This window comes from Spirosoma profusum (genome assembly GCF_014699005.1).
Lineage (GTDB): Bacteria > Bacteroidota > Bacteroidia > Cytophagales > Spirosomataceae > Spirosoma > Spirosoma profusum.
The window spans coordinates 111321-133476 of sequence record NZ_JACWZY010000012.1 but is presented as its reverse complement, the minus strand read 5'-3'; the positions used below and the strand labels follow the sequence as shown (position 1 = coordinate 133476).

Below are 22156 nucleotides of genomic sequence, written 5' to 3'. Positions count from 1 at the left end.
TTTTCTTAATTAAATCAGGCAAAGCCTTTGAAAGAATACGGCAGCAGTATCCAAAAGCTGGTTGACAACATGGTCAACATTGAGGATCGGGAAAAACGTACGCGTTACGCCCACATCCTGATCGAATTAATGCGGCAAATTCACCCCAACATGAAAGATGGGCAGGACTACTACAATAAACTGTGGGACGACCTGTATATCATGTCGGAATTTACGTTAGATGTCGATAGCCCTTACCCACCCCCTTCGGAAGAAGCCCTGGGCAAAAAACCGCAGCGGGTTCCATACAACACGCATCATCTGAAATTCAAGCACTTCGGACGTAACGTCGATTTACTGGTGGCGAAAGCTTCGTCGCTGGAAGACCCCGAAGAACGTCGGGCGTTTGTGTCATATCTGACCCGCCTGATGCGTACCTTCTATCAGGCCTGGAACAAAGAATCGGTTGAGGACGAGACCATTTACCAGAGCCTGATTGACTTGTCGAACGGTAAGCTTTACGACGATATTCAATTGATTCGGGAGCAGGGCCTGGTTGAATCGACTCCGCGCGAACGTACTGGCGATCAGCCACAACGTATCAGCAATACCAATTATCGGGACGGCAATCAGCGACCCAATAACCAGAACCGACCGAATAACGGGCAGGGTGGTCAGCGTAATTTCGGTAACCGAAACAATAACCAGCAGGGTCGTTCCAACAACCGCAACGACGGACCGGGAGGCCAGCGCAATTTCGGCAATAACCGCCCTGGCAATAACCGCAACGACGGCCCTCGTCGAAGACGGTAAAACATTTAGTGATGAGTAAAGAGTTATGAATGATGAGTGATGGACAGGCGATTGCGTGTGTTTATCACTCATCATTTATCACTTATAGCGCATCACTTATAATTCATCATTCATCATTCCAAAAATGGCATCTTTTCAAATCACAGGTGGACGTACGTTAAAAGGGGAGCTGATTCCACAGGGAGCAAAAAACGAAGCGTTACAAATTCTTTGCGCCGTATTGCTCACCAAAGAACCAGTTACTATTCATAATATTCCAAGCATCCGCGACGTCAATCAACTCATTGATTTACTGGGTGATTTAGGTGTATGGGTTACTAAAATTGGGGGAAATTCCTATCGTTTTCAGGCCAGCGACGTCAATCTCGATTATCTCGATACGGATATCTATAAACGTAAAGCTGCTGCGCTACGTGGATCGGTTATGCTACTTGGTCCCATGCTGGCTCGTTTCAAAAAAGGACGTATTCCCCGGCCTGGTGGCGACAAAATTGGTCGTCGGCGGTTGGATACGCACTTTCTGGGTTTCGAGAAACTGGGTGCGCAATTCAACTATGACGCAAATGATGGAGGCTATTATCAGGTCGATGCCAGCAATTTGCGGGGTACGTATATGCTACTTGACGAAGCGTCGGTAACGGGTACGGCCAACGTATTGATGGCTGCTGTAATGGCTGAGGGAACTACGACGATTTACAATGCTGCCTGTGAGCCTTACCTCCAGCAATTGAGCAAAATGCTCAACTCGATGGGCGCAAAAATTTCGGGTGTTGGGTCGAATTTGCTCACCATCGAAGGCGTATCAGAACTGAAAGGAACCGAGCACACCATGCTGCCCGACATGATTGAAATCGGGTCGTTTATTGGTATGGCTGCCATGACTCAATCAGAAATTACCATCAAAAATTGTCAGATTCCGGAGTTAGGTATCATTCCTGACCAGTTTCGGCGGTTGGGTATCCAGATGGAATTCCGGGGCGACAATATTTTCATTCCAGCGCAGGAACGGTATCAAATCGACAGTTTTCTGGATGGTGGTATGATGACCGTTGCCGATGCTCCCTGGCCGGGTTTCACCCCCGATTTGTTGAGTATTGTGCTTGTGACGGCCGTACAGGCGCAGGGTACGTTGCTCATTCACCAGAAGATGTTCGAAAGTCGCCTGTTTTTCGTCGATAAACTCATCGATATGGGTGCCCAGATTATACTCTGCGATCCCCACCGAGCTACGGTTGTGGGTTTGAATCGTCAGATTCCGCTGAAAGGTATTCGCATGTCATCACCCGATATCCGGGCGGGGGTTGCGTTGTTGATTGCAGCTCTGTCGGCGAAAGGCACCAGCATCATCGACAACATCGAACAGATTGACCGCGGTTACCAAAACATCGATTCTCGTCTAAACGCCATCGGCGCGGAGATTATCCGGTTATAGGCTTCATGATAATGGATTTTGTAAAAAGACGGATGAATTACATTCGTCTTTTTTTTTGCCTCAGGTAGGTATTAATAGCAAGCCACTAAACCTTCCCGACTTTTTTTTGTCTTTATTAGGTAACTCGTTAAGGTTGACGTCATCACACTAATTTAATCATCAGTACACTAATGAAAACGCTCCCATCCAATCTAGTTATTCTGGCTTTCGTGGCCCTTTTTTCAAGTGCTTCGTTGAGTGCCTGTGCGCAGGCTACCTCTGGAGCTGCTACGTCGAATGCGCCAGCTGCCGATCCGGCCAAAACAGCGCTTGTTCAGCCTCTGCAACAGACTATTGCAAAAATGAAAAAACTCGTTGCTACGGGCGATCCTGACTTCGACTACGCGTATCAGGCTAAACTGCATGCCCAGGGTGTCCAGGACTTACTGAATCAGGAAATCCAGAATGGCAAAGAACCTGCAATACAGCAACTGGCGAAAGATATGCTGCCCACTACCACCAATGATGTCAGCATGCTCGATGGTACCATAAAGCAGTTGAAACCTACGCGCCCAAATCAGGCATTTACCCAACAGCAAAGTCGTAACATTGAGGCTATGAACCTCAAATTACAGCAGAATGGTGCCAGCGATAAGTTGACGAGCAGTCTGGATAAAAATTTCACTACGTTGCTGCTCGATCAGCGGCAGGATGCTATCGATATGGCCACTACGTATCTCCAGTATGGCAAGAATGAAGGATTACGTGCCTATGCCCAACAGTTGATCGATAAAGCAAAGAAAGACATGGAAACAGCAAAAGCTGCCATGCCTAAATAAAACCTTTATGCCCTAAATGCAGTAATGGTAGTATCGTCAAACCTACCGTTACTGCATTTATGGAGATTACCGATACGTTTATTCCAACAGCGGGTACTGCGGGTCTGTTAGCAATGGTTACTTATTTTTTTCTACAAGTAGCCATGTATGGGTTCCTGGCCAGTTTTATCTTCTCACTGACTGTTCGCGATCAACTTCACTCTGAGCAACGTAGTACTTTCCTGTTAACAGCATTGGCATCAGCCGTGGCCGGGCTGGTCTATTACCAGATTCAAAACCACTACGTTATATCCCTTTCTGAATTAGCCACCATAACCGACAGCAACGACCGACAAACATCTATCCGTGAAGCGTATAATGCTGTCGGTCAATATCGTTACGTTAGCTGGTTCGTTACGTCTCCACTGCTCGTTATTCAACTTCTTTCTTTTCTTGCAGTGCCTTGGGAGCGTATAAAACGTCAATACGCAGGGTTGTTGATGGCTGTGCTATTTATGTTTCTGGCGAGTTATATTGGTCATCAGCAGCTTTCGTTCGATAATGAGATTCAGACCGGGCCGAAACTGACCTGGGGACTCATTGCCTTAATTGACTACGTGTTTATTGTTTTCACGCTGAACCGCCTTTGGAAAGATTTAGGTACACAACTTCCGGCTATCCCGCAAGGAACATTTCGCCTGTCGATGTTCCTACTGCTGTCAGTATGGGGAGTTTACTTAGTAGGTTATTTTCTAACACTGCTACGTCTCGATTTCAACTGGATTCACATTACGTTTACGCTGGCCGACATTGTAGGGATTCTAGTGATAGGAGTGATACGTTATCTGACCACTATAAAACCATTGAAGTCTTGAATCGGAAGAAACTTACTTCCTTGATAAGAAATCGTTTAATTGTATCCCTACTACCCCTAAATCCCCTTTAGGGGTAGTAGGGAGCTTACAGTTTTTATCTTACTGCACCTGCCCTTCAACCAGAAATTCATTCTTGTTGAAATAGGGTAATTTCTGATAACCGGTCAGTTTGTAGTGTTTCACCTGCCATTCGCGCCCGGCTGCGGGACCGCTTTCGAGCAATACGTGTCGTTCTGAAGTGTATAGGGGATTGCTGGTTTGCATCACTGCTTCGATTCGGCGGGGTTGATGCGACGTAGCATCCAATTGCACCGTAAGCGACTGGACGGCCAGATGCTCTTCAGGTTTCAGAGTGTATTGATACGTTGCTGAATCGGGGCGCGTAATTACGTAGCTGCTACGTAGTGCGGGTTTATTGATGTCGGCCTGAACAAATAATTCCAGCTCTTTCGCCCAATTAATATCGTGGGTATTCTGCTGATTTCGCTTTTCGTTGATTGACACCGTTTTACTGACCAACGGTTTCTGCGCCGATAAACCGGCAATCTGTTTCTGCACAAACCCTACTACGTCGTAATAAACAGGGGCCTGATTCTGTTGAGCTGGGTTGGTACAATTGCTGAGTAACAGCGGAACAATACTAAAAAGTATAGGAATTAAGCGCATAGATAAACCGAAATAGACCTAAAAGCCGGTAGACTTTACTGAACTACCAACACGATTTTTTGTAAATCGGTTTGGGTAATCAAATTCTCGCCCAAATTTGCATTTTGTTTCGGCGAAAGATGTTAGATAGATGATGAACAGTATGATACCGTTCAATTTTCTTTTTCTTGCGTCTACAGTCTCTCTACTTAGTCGCTTTTAAATTAATTCTATGGAATACGACGTAATTATGATTGGCTCCGGCCCGGGTGGGTACACCGGCGCGATTCGGTGTGCACAACTCGGACTCAAAACGGCCATTATTGAAAAATATCCTTCGCTGGGCGGAACCTGCCTGAACGTTGGTTGTATTCCGTCGAAAGCACTGCTCGATTCGACGGAACATTACTACAATGCCGCCCACACCTTTGCCGAACACGGCATCAAACTGGCTGATCTGCAGGTCGATCTGGCGCAGATGATTGCCCGCAAAGCAAGCGTTGTCGATCAGACAACCAAGGGCATTACGTTCCTGATGAAGAAAAATAAAATCGATGAAATTCACGGCGTCGGTTCGTTTGTTGACCCGCATACGATAAAAATCGCCAAAAGCGACGGCAGCGAACAAACCATCAGCGGTAAAAATATTATTATCGCGACCGGCTCGAAACCATCGTCATTCCCGTCGATGCCCATCGACAAAAAACGGGTCATTACGTCGACCGAAGCCCTGACGCTTCAGGAAATTCCCAAACACCTCATCGTGATCGGTGCGGGTGTTATTGGTGCTGAGTTAGGCTCGGTATATGCCCGGATTGGCTCGAAAGTGTCTTTTGTGGAGTTTGCCGATTCGATGATTCCGACCATGGATAAAACGATGGGTAAGGAATTGCAGAAAGTCGTTAAAAAACTCGGCGCGGATTTCTATTTCAGCCACAAAGTCACGAAAGTAGAAAATAAAGGCGATGAAGTGGTTGTGAGTATCGATACACCCAAAGGCGAGCAAATTACGCTTACCGGCGATTACTGTCTGGTATCGGTTGGCCGTCGCCCGTACACTGATGGTCTGAACCTGGAAGCCGCCGGTCTGAAAACCGACGATCGGGGACGTATCGAAGTCGATAATCACTTACGTACCAGCGTACCACACATTTATGCCCTCGGCGACGTAATACGTGGTGCCATGCTCGCGCACAAAGCCGAGGAAGAAGGTACGTTCATTGCCGAAACTATTGTGGGTCAGAAGCCGCACATTCATTACCGACTGATTCCGGGCGTTGTGTACACCTGGCCGGAAGTGGCTTCGGTGGGATATACCGAAGAAGAAGTGAAAAAAGAAGGGATTCCGTATAAAGTGGGTTCGTTTCCGTTCAAAGCGCTGGGTCGTGCGCGGGCCAGTATGGACGTTGATGGGCTGGTAAAAGTGCTGGCACACAAAGAAACCGACGAAATTCTGGGCGTTCACATGATTGGTGCTCGTGCCGCCGACATGATTGCCGAAGCTGTAACTGCCATGGAATTCCGTGCATCGGCTGAAGACGTATCACGCATGTCGCACGCCCACCCGACCTATACCGAAGCCTTCAAAGAAGCTTGCTTGGCGGCAACGGATAACCGGGCGATCAATATGTAATACGTTCCTGTCAGAACATAGAAACGCCCGGCTGCTACGTAGTAAGTCGGGCGTTTTTGTATCTTGCTACGTTAACCAATACAACCCCAATCATGAAAAAAACGATTACACTTCTTCTCATTCTCGTTGTTCACTACGTTCAGGCGCAATACACCGACTCGGTTACCATCCGAAAAATTTACGATGAAGCCCTCTCGAACGGAAAATCGTACGAATGGCTCCGGCACCTGACCAAGAAAATTGGCCCGCGATTAAGCGGTTCGGCTGGGGCGCAGAAAGCTGTTGACTGGACCAAACAATTGATGGAACAACAGGGTTTCGACCGGGTTTATTTGCAGGATGTCATGGTGCCCCACTGGGTACGTGGCGCCAAGGAGGAAGCATATATTCTGAATGGGAAAAAGAAAACAGTGGTGCCCATTGCGGCTCTGGGTGGCTCCGTAGCGACTCCTCCCAAAGGTATCGGCGCGGGCGTCATTGAAGTAAAAAGCTTTGCCGAACTGCGGGCAATGAGTCCTGATAAGGTCAAAGGGAAAATCGTGTTCTTCAATCGCCCGATGGACCCGACCAAAATCAATACGTTCGAAGCTTACGCCGGAGCGGTAGAGCAGCGAGCCAATGGGGCTACCGAAGCGGCCAGATTGGGAGCGGTAGGGGCCATTATCCGGTCAATGACCAACGTTCACGACGATTACCCGCACGTGGGTGGTATGCGCTACGCTACGGGCGTACCCCTTATTCCGACGGCGGCCATCAGCACCAATGGAGCCGATCTATTGAGTAAAACCCTGGCCGAAAACCCGAATGCTACGTTCTTCTTTAAACAAAACTGCGAAACCTTACCCGATGCCAAATCGTACAACGTAGTAGGCGAAATTCGCGGGAGTGAGAAACCCGACGAAATCATTGTCGTTGGCGGCCACCTCGATTCGTGGGATTTAGCCGAAGGTGCTCACGACGATGGCGCTGGCTGCGTACAGTCTATTGAGGTGCTACGTATCCTGAAAGCGTTGGGTATCAAGCCGAAACGTACCATTCGGGCGGTTATGTTCATGAATGAGGAAAATGGACTGAAGGGCGGTATTCAATACGCCGACGTAGCAAAGAAGAATAACGAGAAACACATCGCTGCCGTTGAATCTGACAATGGTGGTTTCACCCCGCGCGGTTTTGGTATTGTCGGAACGCCGGAACAACGGGCGAAGGTAATTCCCTGGAAACCACTCCTGGCTCCCTACGGCCTCCACGAAATTGGTCCCGGTAGTGGCGGGGCTGATATTGGCCCACTGGCGCAGTTAGGCACAGTACTCTTCGGTTTTAAGCCAGATTCTCAGCGTTATTTTGATTACCACCACACAATGGTCGATACGTTCGAAACCGTTAGCCAGCGTGAACTTGAACTCGGTGGTGCGTCGATGGCTGCGCTGGTTTATTTGCTGGATAAAAACGGTTTGTAGCGTGGCAAAGGGCATGGGGCGTTGGGCAGAGGGTTGCCTTTACTTTTACCCTATGCCCAACGCCCCATGCCCTTTGCCACTCAAAACGATTCGCCGGTGAGGATGTAGAAGCCTACGCCTTCGCGGGTAATGCCCATATCGGCGCGTAGAAAAACATCTTTTTTCTTGAAGAGAAGGTAGCGGATACCTGTTCCGCCGGTTGGTAGCAGGTGATTAAACTGAACCTGATTGATAGCGGGCGCGACCGTACCGACAGCTGCAAATACGACGGCTCCAAATCGCTGGCTGAATGGAAAGGGTAACCAGCGATATTCGATCTGGGCAGCCGCGTGAAACTTATCCCGATAACGGCCCATGTAGTAACCCCGCATGATGGTTTCGCCACCCAGCAGAGCCAGTTGGTTAAACGGAACGTTACCTGACGTTAAATTACCGTAGACCTGCCAGGCCAGTACCTGATTTTTTCGCATTGGATGATACATCCGTACATCGGCAAACAGATTGTGAAAGGAAAGAGCGTTGTCGCGTGATTGCCCATAATTGAGGTAAGCTACTTCACCAAAAAAACCGCTACGTGGATTTAGCGCACTCGGACGACTATCGTAAATAAGTCCGGGTCCAAGACCAATGTTCGACGTACCATTGCTACCCAGCGGAAGGTCATGCGTCATGCCTTCGGGCTGCTCGAACTCAATATGACTTAAGTGTTGAAAATCAAGCTCCAGTCCACCAAACAGGTTAGGTCGAAGTCGGCGCATGGCTCGTTCGCGAAGTTGAACCGAAAACGCATCAACTGTGGCAGGATGATCTGGTTTCGTTTGGGGACCAATGCCGTAATAAAGGATTGGAAATCGTTGGATGCGCCCGCGTCCCAGAAAATACCAGCGGTCGTTATCACCGTAAATGGTATGGTCGAGGAAAAGGCCGTATTGACCACGTAACGTAACAAAACTGAACGCCTGAAGCTGACTCAGCCGGTTCTGTTGCACCTTGTTGTTGGCATGATAAAGGTAAAGCGCCGACGCTCCAAGCTCGAAGCTGGTTTCTGGCGCATACGCCAGCGTCGGATAAAACGATACATGCGGATTGGAAGACGACGTAGTATCGTTCAGAAAACGGTTGAACAACCGCTTCACCAGCGTCTGAGCCAGTACGTCGGCAGACTGGCCCATGAATAAGCCAATCAGCAACAAGTGCCTGACAAAAGAACTGGAGTATGGTTTCCGCATAGAGTTGTTTACTTCACTACGCAAAGCATAACCAGAATTTCGCTACGTCGGTTTTGAACGTATCGACTTTAGATTAGGAAGCTGTTTAAACTTTCGAGAATACAACGCTAAAGAGGGTTTTTTGTCATGCTGAGGAACGAAGCATCTTAAACTATCCTTGTTTGTGTGTCTGGAAACGTTAAGATGCTTCGTTCCTTAGCATGACAAAAATGGATTTTAAATAGGCTCCAGAGCTAAAGACGAACGTAGCATCACAAATTTTTATCCAGCAGCTTCTGAGCTTCTTCAAAATCAGCCGGGAGCGGAGCGTTACGTTTAATGATTTTACCCGTTCGATTAATCACCATAGCCGAGATTTCGCCATCGGCACGCATCCGTTCAACGGCATCGAATAACTGGTTGTCAGTCAGCAGCAAATGGTCGCCGGTTAGGTTGTATCGGGTCGCGATTTCGGGCCAAACCTGTTTATTCGTGTCGGGCATGGGTACGTAAATCAGGGCAAAATCACGTGGGCGGTACGCACTACGTAGCCGTTGCGCGTCCTGTGCCGCCTGCCTGCCCGCTTCGTCGTTTGGTACCATCAATACGTAGATAACCTTTCCCCGATTCGAGTTTATTACCTGGTCGAACAACGTAGCGCCACTGCCCAGTCGATTCTGCGTAAAAAATACGCCGGGAGAAATTTCAACGGCTCCCTTTGCCGTATTGGCGTTCTGCAACGTCTGTACAGCCGCCCGAATACGTGTACTATCCTTTATTTCAAGTCGATACAATTCATCCAGCGACTGACCTAAGGCTGAATCGTTCACCTGCGGACGAGCATAATCGTACAGTAAATGGGCAAAATCGAGAGTAAGTCCTGGCAAGGTACTGGCCAGCCAATACGCTGCCATGTAGCTCACCGCCGGGCCGTCAAATGTCTGCCTGCTACGTTCGATCATGGTTTCGTAGTTGACCAGCCGTTGCAACGTATCAGGACTACGTTGGACTAATCGTTCAAAGAAACGCAGGTCAGCGGCACGGGCCGAATTTTTCAGGGCGTAGTCATTTAATCGTAAACGCTCGTCGGCGGTGAGGTCTTTACCGTATCGGTCGAGCAACGTAGACAGCACCCGAACCGACAGGCCATTCTTGCCATTATTGGAAATCGTTGTAGATACGCGCTGGGTAACGTAGTTGGCAAACCGGTTCATAGCCGAAGCCCGCGCCAGTGTCAGAATCTGGTCGTCGACGGGACGTAGTGAATCAATGGATATCTCCGATAAATCGTCATTTTCATAAGCAGCTTTGTCATATAGAAAGGCCGCAGCATTGTATCGATTGGTATAGCCCACCCAGCGAACCAGCAATGGAAATGGTTTTTCTTTCGCGGCAAAAGCTGCGAAGGGCGCCCGATAAGCACTGGCTACCAATTTATAAGCAGCTTCATTGCCCATGTTATTGACCTGATTCGATAGTTTTTTACCATCAGGTTTGTTGGGATAACTGGCCTCGAAAGCCTTGTAGCGGGCAAATTGCTGATTCACCTGTGCATTTACGCCACCAAATTTGAACGGCACAGCGGTCGAAAACAAAGAATCTGCATCCAGGTCAATCGTGAGTGTACCGGGTGAGGCCAGCAGAGCCGTTGAAATGCGTCCGTAATTGAAAAACAGCTCTTCCTGCGGATAAATGAGTGGCAGGGACACCCGGAACGTACCGTCGAGGTTGAGTGGGGCGGGACGTACCAACTCGCGATTGGCCTGCAAAATATTCGTCCGACTCATAAAAACAGTCGGAGCTTCGCGGTAGAGCCGAGCCGACAAATTTCGGATACGTCCGGTCACGATCACCGAATCGACTGACTGGGCGTAAGACGATACGTAGTGGAAACAGCCTGTAAAAAGCAGTAAGTAGAAATAGCGTCGATTCAGGGTTTTCATTGCTTCGAAAAAACAGATAAAGCAATAACAAACGAAAAGCCGAAACTGTCAATAGCTGACTATAAATGTCGCTGTTTTACTTTGTCTTTATGCCGTGATATTGTTCTTCTTCCTGATAGTCAACCCGGAGCGGATGACCCACCCAATCGGCGGGGAGCAGAATTCGGCGCAGGTCGGGGTGATTCTCGAACTGAATACCGACCAGATCGAAGGCTTCCCGTTCGTGCCAGTCGGCAGTTCGCCAGATGTGTGCGACGCTCGGCACCGACGGCAGACGATTTCCTCCGGCGTTACGTGGCACCACGACTTTCAGCATCAGGTTATGTTCGTAAGGAATGGATGTTACGTTATAAACAACCTCCATCGTATTGGCATCCAGACCATTATCAATGCCTGTCACGCAGGCCAGCAGATCAAAAAACAACCGTTCGTCGTCGCGAAGAAACTGACATACCGCTACCAGACGTTCGGTGGGAACGATGAGAAAAGGCTGTAGATTTTGGGTGTTGATTTGCAGGTCGCCAAATTGAATGGTAAGAAGGTCTGCGATTTCGGGGAATGTCATTCGTTTTAAAAGCCCATGCTTTTAAGCGTGGGTTGGAAATAAGGTTGTCGTATCACTCAACCGTTTTAACGGTTTGTGTGCCTATTAAACCGTTAAAACGGTTGAGTAAATGCGGTTTCTATTTCGTGAACCTACAGCTAAAGCAGTGGGCTGATATTATTAAATCAGTTTCGATTTTAACCTAAAGATACAAAAAATCACCCTAACCTTACGCCAGCCAGGCCAGCCACTGCATCCAGTTTTCGACCCAGAACAGGAATTTTGTGGCAAATTTAGCCGCCGGTGCCGACGAAGGTTCGAGGGTTAAGCTGTTGTTGTTCAAATCCGTATCCATGTAAATTTTCTGCTTTGGATCAACCTTCGCCCATACAGCTCTGGCATTTTCAGTCATCGTAAACTGCCGTTGCCGACCTTTTCCGTCCCAGAACAGCATCAGCTCTTTACCATTGTCGAAATGCACCAATACGTCTACTGGCATCCGGCCGTCGCCCTTTCGCTCAACGGTCACCGTCGACTGATAACCGCCACCCAACGTCTTGTTACGTAGTGATGCCAACCGATAATCTACAACCTGTTCGCCGTAGAGCACCTGCTCAAAAAACCAGTTCATGTCGGGGCCATATTTCGAGCTTAGTCGCTTCGGCACGATTTCGTTAACAACGTCGATGAAGTTTTGCCCGCTCGGATGTTTAAACTTCCAGCGGATTAAATACGTCTGCATAATTTCGTCCATCACCGCCCGGCCAACCAAGCCCTCCAGCGTTCGCATCCACGTAGCGGTTTTGGTATAAGTCAGTACAGCGTATTGTCCTTCAGGGAGTTGCCACGTATTGCCAAACGACGATCCAATGGCCGGGTTGTCCTGATGCACGTAACTATCCCGCGAACTTTCCAGGTCGCCCATCCGAAAGCCAAACAGATTTACGACCGACATACGGGCGCCATACGTAGCATCCATGATCCGGCCTTCATAATACTGATTTACGCCCTCATCAAGCCAGGCTTCTTCGAACTCGTTGGTGGCCAAAAGCTGCATAAAGTATTGATGGCCAAACTCATGCACAACTACCTGTTCAGGAATGCGGAAGCCTTCAGACAAAAAAGAAGCTGTTCCGGCGGTGATAAACGTTGGATATTCCATGCCGGCTGCACCGTCGGCACTCAGGGGCGGATCAACGATGGTCAAATTCGGGAATGGATATTTGCCGAGGTGTTTGTCGAAGTAAGCCAGCGCGGCTTTGGCTGCATCCAGGTGACGTTTCGCCTGATGCACGTGTTCGGGCTGCATGACCAGTTCAATATCTACGTTGCCACCCGAAGGACGTTTCCATTTATCGTTAATCACCTGAAAATGCGGAGAAGCGGTCCAGGCAAAATCCACTACGTCCTCGGCATGATACAGAATGGTTTTGGTGCCATTCTTATGCATTTTTTCGGACGTAAACAGGCCGACCGCGCTTACCCAATACTCCTTCGGTGTTGTGATATTTACATCGTAAACGCCATAATCGGCGTAGAACTCCGAATGAGCGTGAAACTGGTGGCAATTCCATTGGCCCACTTTTGCCGGTCCGACGGGGCGGTAGCGCGATCCTGCTGGCTCATAGACACCAATTTTAGGAAACCATTGTCCCACCAGAAAAAAGTCATCGTCAAAACCCGTGCGGGCAAAGATTTTCGGCAATTTAGCCCGGAAAGCAATGTCCAGCGCGATGGTTTGGCCCGGCTCCAGTGGTTTGCTCAACGGCACCCGAATTACCGTCTGGTCGCTGGTGTTGTTATCGTCGGGTTGAATGAACTGATACGTTAGCGATTGCCCTCCCTTTTCCTGCATTGAAACAATGTCGATGGAGCCATACGGATCAATGTCGGCGTTTCGGTCAATTTCGGTGCCTCGCAACTGCCCACCCGATTCGCGCATGAACGTAGTGCGGTCGTTCTTAAACGCATTGAGATACAGGTGAAACTGCAACTCGGTAATAAGGTCGGGCGATGCGTTGCGCCAGGTCAGTGTTTCGTGTCCGGTGATTTTTTTCGCGACAGGGTCAAGCGTTACGTCGATCTGGTAATTCGCCAGACGCGGGCTTAAAGGCGTCGGGAAAATGGGTTTCGTCGGTTGCGCAACACCGATAAGCGTAGTGAAAATCAGGAAAAGAAACAGGGCTTGTTTCATGGGAAATCGTATTTCTGGCGGTGGATGCAAGGTAGTTGAAAATTCGTTTTAACCTGCCAAACACTGCTGACATAGGGCTGTCACAGGGGCCATTTACCTTTGTAACGAACAATAAACCAAACAAAATCCTATGCAACTGATACCCGTGTTTTTGACCGAACTTGAGCAGGAGACCCAGACAACGCGCAAAATGTTACAACGCATTCCTGACGATAAATACGATTGGAAACCCCATGAAAAAAGTATGACAGTCAGGCAATTGGCTACGCATATCGCGAATTTGCCAACGTGGGTAACTATGGCGATAGCAACCGATGGACTGGATTTTGAGGCAAACCCGTACAAAGAAGATGAGATCAATAATACTGCTGAACTGATGACGTATCTGGAAACCTGTCTGGCTGATGGTAAATCGCTGCTTGTGCCTGAAAGTGAGGCTGTCCTGAATGATCCCTGGACGTTACGTAGCGGAGCCGAAATCTACTTTACGTCGCCCAAACACGAAGTTATCCGTACCGCACTCAACCAGATTGTTCATCATCGCGCTCAAATGGGCGTTTTCCTTCGATTGCTCGATATTCCCATTCCTGGCAGTTACGGGCCAAGTGCTGACGAGAATTAAATGATGTATGAACTAGGATGTATGATGTATTTTTCACAGCAGATATATCATGCATCCTACTTCATACATCATTCCGGTTGATTTTGCGCAGAAAAAGAGTCATATTGGTTCATTCTCTTTTTTAGCCCACTGACTCGATCTATGTATTCTCGTCTTTACGTACTGCTATTTTCTATTTTTCTTCCCGGTCTTCTTCTCGCTCAACCTTATGATCTGGTTATCCGAAACGGCCGCGTTGTCGATGGAACGGGTAATCCATGGGTTTATGCCGACATTGCCATTCAGAATGGACGTATCGCCCGCGTCGGAACGATTCCGGCGGCCGATGCTAAACAGTCCATTGATGCTAAAGGGCTGATTGTGGCGCCGGGTTTCATCGATGTACATGCCCATGTAGAAGGTAGTCTCGAAGCTCAGCCCGGCGCTCCCAATTTTATTCATGATGGCGTTACGACAGTGATAACCGGCAACTGTGGCGGGTCGAGTTCAAATCTGAAAATGTATTTCGATACGTTGCGACTGATGAAAACGTCGATTAACGTGGGTGCGCTGATTGGCCATAATTCGGTACGTATGAAAGTCATGAAAATGGCTTTTCGCGAACCAACCGCCCGCGAACAGATTGATATGGAAGCGCTGGTTGAACAGGCTATGAAAGACGGAGCTGTGGGCATCTCTACAGGGCTCATCTACACGCCCGGTACGTATGCCCGTACGCCCGAAGTGGTGAATCTGGCCAAAACGGCAGCGCGCTACGGTGGTGTGTACGCATCGCACATACGTAACGAGGGACAGAACGTAAAGGATGCTGTTACCGAGGCAATTCAGATTAGTCGCGAGGCAAATATTCCAGTAGAAATTTCGCATTTTAAAGTAGCCAGTAAGCCATTATGGGGCAAAAGCACCGAAACGGTTGAACTGGTGGAAGCCGCTCGTCGGGAAGGTTTGGACGTAACGGTCGATCAGTATCCATACACCGCTTCCAGTACGTCGCTAGAGAGTATTTTACCATCATGGGCGCTGGCTGATGGGGATTCTGCCGTGATGATCCGTTTTCATGATCCGGCGATACGTACCAAAATACGTAATGAAATGCTGGAAACACTCAGGAAGAACCTGCGGAAGAATTACGAGTACGCGGTCGTGGCCAGCTACAAACCCGATACTACGTTCAATGGTAAGAGTATCAGCGCCATCAATCAGAAATTGGGCCGTAAGAACAACGCCGAAACGGAGGCTGAACTGGTCATGGAATTGATGGAAAAAGCCAGCCTGAAACGTATTCAGATGGTGTACCACACTATGTCGGAAACCGACGTAGAGAATATTCTTCGGTATCCAAACACTATGATTGCTTCGGATGCGGGCGTAGCGAAATTTGGGTCGGGAATGCCGCATCCCCGCGCGTATGGCACCAATGCCCGCGTACTGGGCCACTACGTTCGCGAACGGCATATTATCCCTCTTGAAGAAGCCATCCGCCGAATGACATCACTTCCCGCGCAACGTTTCCGACTCGCAGATCGGGGTTTGCTACGTCCGGGTTATGCCGCCGATGTTGTTCTGTTCGATGAAAAAACCGTTGCCGATCGCGCTACGTATGACCAGCCCCACGCTTACACAACCGGCATCTCTTACGTATTAGTCAACGGAACGCCTGTGGTTGAAAATGGAAAACACAACGGCCAGCGACCGGGTCAATTGCTGATGGGACCGGGATATATAGTGGGGAAATAATTATATGTAGGCTACACTAAACTGCGAGTTGAACTTGCCATGCCTATTCAGCAAGCTTCTTCAGTCCGTAATAATATATCTATTTAATTTTTTTAAGAAATTTTATATTACGGTAGAAAAGTCTACTGTTAAATAAACTATATATCCGACAATATATACAAGATTGTTAATAATAATCGACAGCGATTTAGTGACAGTTAGGGTGTTCATGTGTAAAAATTACAACATCTGTATACTTGTTAATTGACTATCTTATTAAGAGTGTTGTTTGTACTTTTTTTATTATTAGTAACTATTCTCTTGGTAAACGGTTTCAAATAGTAAAAGCCCCACGACAGTTTGGCGACCGGACGCGGGGCTTTGAGCAGTTCAATGTTTCACTATTAAACCAGTCAAAGTTATGAACTTTTTCGTAAAGTCAATTCGGTATGCAGCTACTACTGTGCTCTGCGTTGGTCTACTCCTAATTACATCTTGTCATCCGGATGACACAATCCCAGCGGCCTCAACGGTCAAATTGGACGAAACAGACGTTGTTTTAAAAAAGATCTTAGCCTTGGGATTTAAGAAAAGTGATGTCGTTGATAAAGGAGACTACTGGGTTGTACAGGGAGATATCAAATTTGATAAGCCTAAAAAATCAAAGAATGCTAAAAAGAGCCAGACACTTGTCGACTTCACTCCTCTGGTATCTTCCTGGCATGCACCAAACGTAGCTGTAACCGTTGACCATAGCTTTCCGAATGAAACCTAGAGGCAAAAAGTCATTGTGGCAACTCAAGCGGCAATCAATAGTTGGAATGACGTTTCCTTTTGCCGAGTTAACATGTACTATACTGAACTGTATTCCCCAGATATTACCATACGGTATAATTCAAGTTTCGCGGCTGGAGAATATGGGTTGGGTACGTGGCCGTCAAATTGTAATCCTGGGCCAACGATTGATCTTAACTTTCAATCTGAATCAATGACAGATAGTCGACTGCATTACACAATCGCTCATGAAATTGGGCACAACTTTGGTTTCATGCACACAGATCTTGGTAATTTCAACAATTTCCAGGCTCCATTTTCACCATCAAGTGACCCACAGTCTGTTTTCAATAGTGGTCCAGCCACGGGCCTTACGACCGACTCAAACTCTATTCCACAGTGGAGTTCGTTTTCTGAATGGGATATATCCGCTCTAAGAGCCGTATATGGAGATGATGTAATGACCCAAATATGGTTTGATCTTATTGCTCCGCAAGGTTTCTTTAGGGAATGTCTTATCCGATGGCAAATATCCCGTTTCTGTTCAACAACTGTTACGTGTAAGATTTTCAAATCAGGTGTTTTGATTAACAAGGCAGATATACCGAATAATGCCAATTTTCGCCCTCTTCTTACTCCAGGTGTTTATGATATCTGGATACATGAAGTAGGAAATCCGGGAGGAACAATTCTTAAAACTGGAGATCGTACATTGAATTGATATTTTGAAGTACTCATTACATTGAAATGAACATACAGCGAATTTTATAACCATACTTCTCCCTTCTCAATTAAAGAATTGATTTGAAGATAGTGAGGAGTATGGTTTATTTCGGAGAAAGGTATTCCAACCCTTTGTCTATGAATATGGTCATTGGGATAAACATTAGTACCATGAAAAGTTTACTTAAAATCTTGCTAGCTTCTGTCCTTATGATAGGATCGAGCTTACTGGTTAACTGTCAGCAAAAATCAATTGCCCAAGAAGATTGTGGATCATCAACCATTGGTCTTAGTGAAGCTAAAAAACAAGCTGTAGGACGTTGGCGACTGGTATCAAGTAAATCTGGATGGACAGGAGATGTCAAAACCCCGGATAAATTACTTGAAATGGCCATTGATGATCAACAGAAAGCTACTTTATACGAGGAAGGTAAAGAAACCATCAGTTATCAATTAGTTTTAGAGCAGCCTGACAAATCGATCAGGTACAAAACGATCAATAAGTCATCAGGTACATCCGTTGTAACATTGAATCAGGGTGTTTTTAGCGTTTGTTCAACGAAACTGATTTTCGATAATACCGAATTAGACGGCAATCTCTATACCTACGAAAAAAGCAAACCTTAATGCCCTCCCACACCTGACACCAGCTTCACTTCCCGGCCGGTTTTCTGCTGCATTCGGTGAAATATGGTGATTAGCAGCAGAAGCAGGCCGATGGGGATTAGCGAAAAGTAAAAGGCTGTCTGACCGCCGTAGGCTTCAAAAACGTGTCCTGTGATGATGGAGCCAGTTGTTCCTCCCAGTGCGGAGAAAATGACGATCAGACCAGCCATTGGCCCGTGCTGACGTAGCGGCAGACTGCTTAAAATTGCCGAGTTGATGGCCGGGTAAATTGGCGCAATGCAAAGGCCAATGAGCGGGAAAACAAAAGCTGCAACCGGCGCATCGCCCCAACCCGTTACGTTACTCCCATCGACCGAAGCGGCCAGCGGAAGCGCCAGCAGAACCAACCCCGCCGATACTACAAGGCAAATCATCAGAAGCCAGTACCACGAAATTCTGTTCAGTAGAACTCCCGCCAGAAAACGTCCAGCCGCCGTTGAAGCCGCCAGAATGCTGGCCATCTGAATACTCAGCGAAACGGGTAACTTTAGAATCTTGCTGTTGAATGTTGGGAGCCAGCTCATGATGCCTTGCTCCATCAGTACGTAGACGAAGGCCGTAAAAATAAATACGAGTACAACGGGTAAAATGGCCAGACGTAGCATATCGCCCAGATCGTCGGCAAAACTCTTTGTCGCTTCGTGACGAACGCCCGACTCGTCGATGGATGTGCTGAGTAGGAGAAGGAAAGCTATCAGCGAAATTCCAGCCAACACGTAGTACGTTGTTAACCAGCTCGTCGATTGGGGATTCTTGTCATCTACGAAAGCACTGAACAGGAAATATCCCGACAATACGCCAATCATGAAAAACGATTCGAGAAAATTCATGAAACTGGCGTGTTCGTTGGCATCGTTCGTTATCAGACCGATAGTGGCAAAAACGGACACTTTGATGAGGGCAAATCCAGCACCGGTAGCGGCAAAGAGCAATTTGGTCGTCCAGAAGGCGGGTACCTGCGGCATCAACAGACAGGCCAGTGTTACCAAAGCAAGTGCGAAAAGCATCGCCCGTTTGTAGCCAATCCGGGTGATGTATGACGCGATCAGAAACGAGACAAGGGCAATGGTGAGGTCTTTAAATGCTTCGAGCACGCTGGCCGAAGATTCGGAAACGCCGTAGTTATTCTGAACCTGTAAGATAACTGTGCCTACACTATTGAGCAGAATCGCAAATACGAAATAGTTGAGAATCAGTGAAAGTTTAATACGCCAGTGGGTCATTGTACTGATCAGCTTAGGAATTTAGGTGGATAAACATACGCTTTTATTCAGGATTTCGCTTTTCAAACCGCAAAGAGCGTAGAGGTTTACGCAAGGATTCGCAGAGTGCTTCGCGGTACTTTGCGTAAACCTTAGCGCTCTTTGTGGTTAAAAAAATAACCATAAAGAATAAGGGTAGTTTAAAGAAGTATGAATACAGAACATCCTTCGCTTCAGGAGATTGGGGATTTCCTGCGTAGCGAACTGACTACTGAAAACTATCCAGCCGATGAACAGGGTGGAATTTATTACCCCTCAAAACGATCCATACGACGTATCGGCCTGGCACTGGAACCGTTTCCGACGCTGGCCGAATGGATAGCTGAACAACACCTCGACGCCATCTGGCTGCACCGCCCCTGGCAACTCGATCTCTCAACAATACCCGCCGATATTGGCGTACTGTCGCACCATCTGCCTTTCGATGAAACGATGACGGTAGGCCATAACAGGCAACTGGCGCATGAACTAGGTGCTACGTCTCCGCCTGAGCCAATTGGCTATAAGCAGTCGGTTACCGACGATGGCACAATCCTGCCCCAACGACCGCTGGGCATGATTGTGAACGTAGCGGAAGATGAGTTCGATAGCTGGCTGACCCGAATTAAAGAATTGTTTGGCGGCTACGACAGAGCCGAAGCTGGGCACCTCGCTAGTGGCTGGAATGCCGAAAGCTCTCGCATTGCCGTAGTAGGTGCCATGACCGATGCCCTTGTTCGGGAAGCGGATGGGCGAGGGGCGAATATGTACCTGACGGGAGCGTATCGAAAGCCTGCCCAAGTGGCTGTCGATGAGACTGGTATAGCCGTGGTCGCTATTGGGCACCAACGTTCTGAAGTGTGGGGATTGCAGGTGTTAGCTGAGTTAATTCATACGCGTTGGCCTGTCGAATGCGTGATTTACATGTAAACCCATAACCTGTTACGTTATCCGAATGCACTACGTTCGTAGATTGGATAAATACCGTTAAATTGTTTTTTAACGAATTTTTAATTTTTGCAAATCTATTTTATGATCGTAGCCGTATAGCCCTGTGAGTATCGTTTTCATTTATCATTTAACGACTCCCGAATGAAAAAAACTACAGTTATGCGCTACAAACAACCACTCCGCCTTTTCATGGGTTTGCTGACTGTTGGCTCCCTGATGACACTCGAATCCTGCCGTGATGCTCAGGTACAACTTGAGCCACAGGTAAATACGGCTAACGCCCGATTATCGGCTGATTTCATGTTCTACGTATTGACCGATAATAATCAGCTTATTAAGCTGAATACCCAGAATCCGTCGGCTAATATGGGCACCATAACGGTTACCGGTGTACTGAACAATGAACGCCTGACAGCGATTGATTTTCGCCCGGCAACGGGGCAACTTTATGCGGTTAGTAACGGGAGCCGGTTGTACATGATCAACCTGGCGAGTGGGGTAGCAACAGCCTTGGGAACAGGCCCTTTCTCGCCCGCTGTCAATGGCGACGTTGTGGGCTTTGATTTCAACCCAACCGTCGACCGGATTCGCCTTATTACGAACAAAGGCCAGAACCTACGGCTGCATCCAGAAACGGGAGGTCTTGCTATGGCAGATGGTGCGATTAATGGTGTTCCGGGCGTGGCACTGTCGGGTGCAGCCTATACCAACAACCGGTCGGGCGCAACCACCACTACGTTGTATGACATCGATCCGATTACCGACAAATTATACCGGCAGGACCCCCCTAATAATGGTACGTTGGTGGAAGTAGGTATGCTGGGCATCGACATCGCTGGTACGGGAAGTTTCGATATTGCACCTAATGGCGACGCTGTGGCTGCCCTGATCAGCAACAATACGCAGGGTTTTTATCAGGTGAATCTGAGCAACGGCCGCGTTGAATATCTGGGTGGTTTGCCAGGAGGAATGAGCATCGTAGGATTGGCCATTCCAACGGAGCCGGTGGCTTATTCGGCTGATGGTTCGAACAATCTGTGGATCTTCAACCCGATGTCGCCATCGCCTGTTGCGAAAGCGATTACAGGTATGCAACCGGGCGAAACGGTTTATGGGCTTGATTTCCGTCCGGCGAATGGACAGTTGTACGTACTGGGCAGTACGAGCCGTCTGTATACCATCAATCTGGGTACGGGAGCTGCTACAGCTGTTGGCGGTGGCCCATTCAGTCCGACGCTGTCCGGCACGGACATTGGCTTCGACTTCAACCCAACCGTTGACCGGATTCGGGTGGTTACCAACAGTGGTCAGGATTTGCGTCTCAATCCAAATGATGGAACGCTGGCCGCTCAGGACACACCGTTGAATCCAGGCTCGCCCGTTGTAACAGCTGCGGCTTATACCAACAACTTCGCTGGTTCTACGGCTACTACGTTGTATGACATTGACATTCGTACGGCCAACGCTACGTTGGTTATCCAAAATCCACCAAATAATGGTACGTTGGTTCCAGTTGGTGGTCTGGGCTTTAGTGCCGAAGGGGGCAATGGATTCGATATTGGCGGCACGAGCAATATGGGTTATGCACTGCTACGTTCTGGTGGAACAACAACCATATATAGCATCAATTTAGGGTCTGGTGCTGCTTCGGCTGTGGCCACCATTCCGGGTAACCCGACCGTTCGCGGCTTTGCGCTCGGTTTAGGTTTTTAAGACAGGTTCTCCTGAATAGAGTCATCCCGAACGCCCTGGTGATGACAAACGTCATCACCAGGGCGTTCGGGATGGATAAAAAAAATAATCGGCACCGGAAGCTTAGCTTTTCGGTGCCGATTATTTTTTGTAGACGTTGGCTCATTAACAAGCGCCATAGTAATAGATTGTTACTATAGCCGATCGTGTGAAGTTGAGTTGTAATTTTGTGCTAATCAGATACTTTCTCC

The 22156-nt window shown here is 48.0% G+C and carries 20 protein-coding genes; 13 read left to right on the top strand and 7 right to left on the bottom strand.

Going from position 1 to position 22156, the window contains the following annotated elements; translation table 11 throughout:
- Positions 1 to 27: 27 nt before the first annotated feature.
- The 4 genes from IC229_RS15700 (at position 28) to IC229_RS15685 (ending at position 3896) form a co-directional block, all read left to right on the top strand.
- Positions 28 to 792: a DUF4290 domain-containing protein gene (locus tag IC229_RS15700; protein ID WP_190887945.1), complete on the top strand. Its 765-nt coding sequence runs from the start codon at positions 28 to 30 to the stop codon at positions 790 to 792.
- A 124-nt stretch (positions 793 to 916) separates the two neighbouring features.
- Positions 917 to 2224, top strand: a complete 1308-nt coding sequence (gene murA / locus IC229_RS15695) for a UDP-N-acetylglucosamine 1-carboxyvinyltransferase (RefSeq protein WP_190887944.1) — start codon at positions 917 to 919, stop codon at positions 2222 to 2224.
- Positions 2225 to 2394: 170 nt separating this feature from the next.
- On the top strand, positions 2395 to 3042 hold the full coding sequence (locus tag IC229_RS15690; RefSeq protein ID WP_190887943.1) for a DUF305 domain-containing protein: 648 nt from the start codon (positions 2395 to 2397) through the stop codon (positions 3040 to 3042).
- Between the two features lie 59 nt (positions 3043 to 3101).
- Positions 3102 to 3896, top strand: coding sequence for a bacteriorhodopsin (locus IC229_RS15685; RefSeq protein ID WP_190887942.1), 795 nt, complete (start codon positions 3102 to 3104; stop codon positions 3894 to 3896).
- A 99-nt stretch (positions 3897 to 3995) separates the two neighbouring features.
- Here the strand turns inward: IC229_RS15685 and IC229_RS15680 are convergent, their stop codons facing one another.
- The gene (locus tag IC229_RS15680) at positions 3996 to 4562 is read right to left on the bottom strand and encodes a hypothetical protein (RefSeq protein WP_190887941.1); all 567 of its coding nucleotides are present in this window, start codon (positions 4560 to 4562) and stop codon (positions 3996 to 3998) included.
- Between the two features lie 211 nt (positions 4563 to 4773).
- On the opposite strand from IC229_RS15680, the gene lpdA reads away from it, so the two are divergent.
- Together lpdA and IC229_RS15670 are read left to right on the top strand one after the other, a co-directional pair.
- Entirely contained in the window at positions 4774 to 6174 is a 1401-nt protein-coding gene (lpdA, locus tag IC229_RS15675) for a dihydrolipoyl dehydrogenase (RefSeq protein WP_190887940.1), read from the top strand.
- Between the two features lie 92 nt (positions 6175 to 6266).
- Positions 6267 to 7631, top strand: coding sequence for a M28 family peptidase (locus tag IC229_RS15670; protein WP_190887939.1), 1365 nt, complete (start codon positions 6267 to 6269; stop codon positions 7629 to 7631).
- Between the two features lie 80 nt (positions 7632 to 7711).
- On the opposite strand, the gene IC229_RS15665 is transcribed toward IC229_RS15670, so the two are convergent.
- The 4 genes from IC229_RS15665 to IC229_RS15650 all read right to left on the bottom strand — a co-directional run bounded on the left by IC229_RS15665 (position 7712) and on the right by IC229_RS15650 (position 13520).
- Positions 7712 to 8860, bottom strand: coding sequence for a BamA/TamA family outer membrane protein (locus tag IC229_RS15665; RefSeq protein ID WP_190887938.1), 1149 nt, complete (start codon positions 8858 to 8860; stop codon positions 7712 to 7714).
- A 251-nt stretch (positions 8861 to 9111) separates the two neighbouring features.
- The gene (locus tag IC229_RS15660) at positions 9112 to 10782 is read right to left on the bottom strand and encodes a hypothetical protein (protein ID WP_223834012.1); all 1671 of its coding nucleotides are present in this window, start codon (positions 10780 to 10782) and stop codon (positions 9112 to 9114) included.
- 76 nt (positions 10783 to 10858) lie between these two features.
- Positions 10859 to 11347: an NADH-quinone oxidoreductase subunit C gene (locus tag IC229_RS15655; protein ID WP_190887937.1), complete on the bottom strand. Its 489-nt coding sequence runs from the start codon at positions 11345 to 11347 to the stop codon at positions 10859 to 10861.
- A gap of 208 nt (positions 11348 to 11555) precedes the next feature.
- On the bottom strand, positions 11556 to 13520 hold the full coding sequence (locus IC229_RS15650; RefSeq protein ID WP_190887936.1) for a M1 family metallopeptidase: 1965 nt from the start codon (positions 13518 to 13520) through the stop codon (positions 11556 to 11558).
- A gap of 130 nt (positions 13521 to 13650) precedes the next feature.
- Between IC229_RS15650 and IC229_RS15645 the strand changes: the two genes are divergently transcribed.
- From IC229_RS15645 to IC229_RS15625, 5 genes are all read left to right on the top strand, one after another.
- Positions 13651 to 14142 (top strand): DinB family protein, encoded by a 492-nt coding sequence (locus tag IC229_RS15645; RefSeq protein ID WP_190887935.1) that lies wholly within the window; start codon positions 13651 to 13653, stop codon positions 14140 to 14142.
- 141 nt (positions 14143 to 14283) lie between these two features.
- Positions 14284 to 15879, top strand: a complete 1596-nt coding sequence (locus tag IC229_RS15640; protein WP_190887934.1) for an N-acyl-D-amino-acid deacylase family protein — start codon at positions 14284 to 14286, stop codon at positions 15877 to 15879.
- Between the two features lie 400 nt (positions 15880 to 16279).
- On the top strand, positions 16280 to 16633 hold the full coding sequence (locus tag IC229_RS15635) for a hypothetical protein (RefSeq protein WP_190887933.1): 354 nt from the start codon (positions 16280 to 16282) through the stop codon (positions 16631 to 16633).
- Between the two features lie 15 nt (positions 16634 to 16648).
- Positions 16649 to 17353, top strand: coding sequence for a M57 family metalloprotease (locus tag IC229_RS15630; protein ID WP_190887932.1), 705 nt, complete (start codon positions 16649 to 16651; stop codon positions 17351 to 17353).
- Between the two features lie 173 nt (positions 17354 to 17526).
- A complete protein-coding gene (locus IC229_RS15625; RefSeq protein WP_190887931.1) occupies positions 17527 to 17982 on the top strand; it encodes a hypothetical protein in 456 nt (151 codons plus the stop codon).
- On the opposite strand, the gene IC229_RS15620 is transcribed toward IC229_RS15625, so the two are convergent.
- The gene (locus IC229_RS15620; RefSeq protein WP_190887930.1) at positions 17979 to 19244 is read right to left on the bottom strand and encodes an MFS transporter; all 1266 of its coding nucleotides are present in this window, start codon (positions 19242 to 19244) and stop codon (positions 17979 to 17981) included. The two genes, IC229_RS15625 and IC229_RS15620, sit on opposite strands and share 4 nt — an antisense overlap.
- Positions 19245 to 19433: 189 nt before the next feature.
- Between IC229_RS15620 and IC229_RS15615 the strand changes: the two genes are divergently transcribed.
- The gene (locus IC229_RS15615) at positions 19434 to 20192 is read left to right on the top strand and encodes a Nif3-like dinuclear metal center hexameric protein (protein ID WP_190887929.1); all 759 of its coding nucleotides are present in this window, start codon (positions 19434 to 19436) and stop codon (positions 20190 to 20192) included.
- 162 nt (positions 20193 to 20354) lie between these two features.
- Positions 20355 to 21926 carry a DUF4394 domain-containing protein gene (locus IC229_RS15610; RefSeq protein WP_223834010.1) on the top strand — a complete coding sequence of 524 codons (1572 nt, stop codon included), beginning with the start codon at positions 20355 to 20357 and terminating at the stop codon, positions 21924 to 21926.
- Here IC229_RS15610 and IC229_RS15605 read toward each other — a convergent pair.
- Entirely contained in the window at positions 21923 to 22084 is a 162-nt protein-coding gene (locus IC229_RS15605) for a hypothetical protein (protein ID WP_190887928.1), read from the bottom strand. The two genes, IC229_RS15610 and IC229_RS15605, sit on opposite strands and share 4 nt — an antisense overlap.
- Positions 22085 to 22156: the final 72 nt, after the last annotated feature.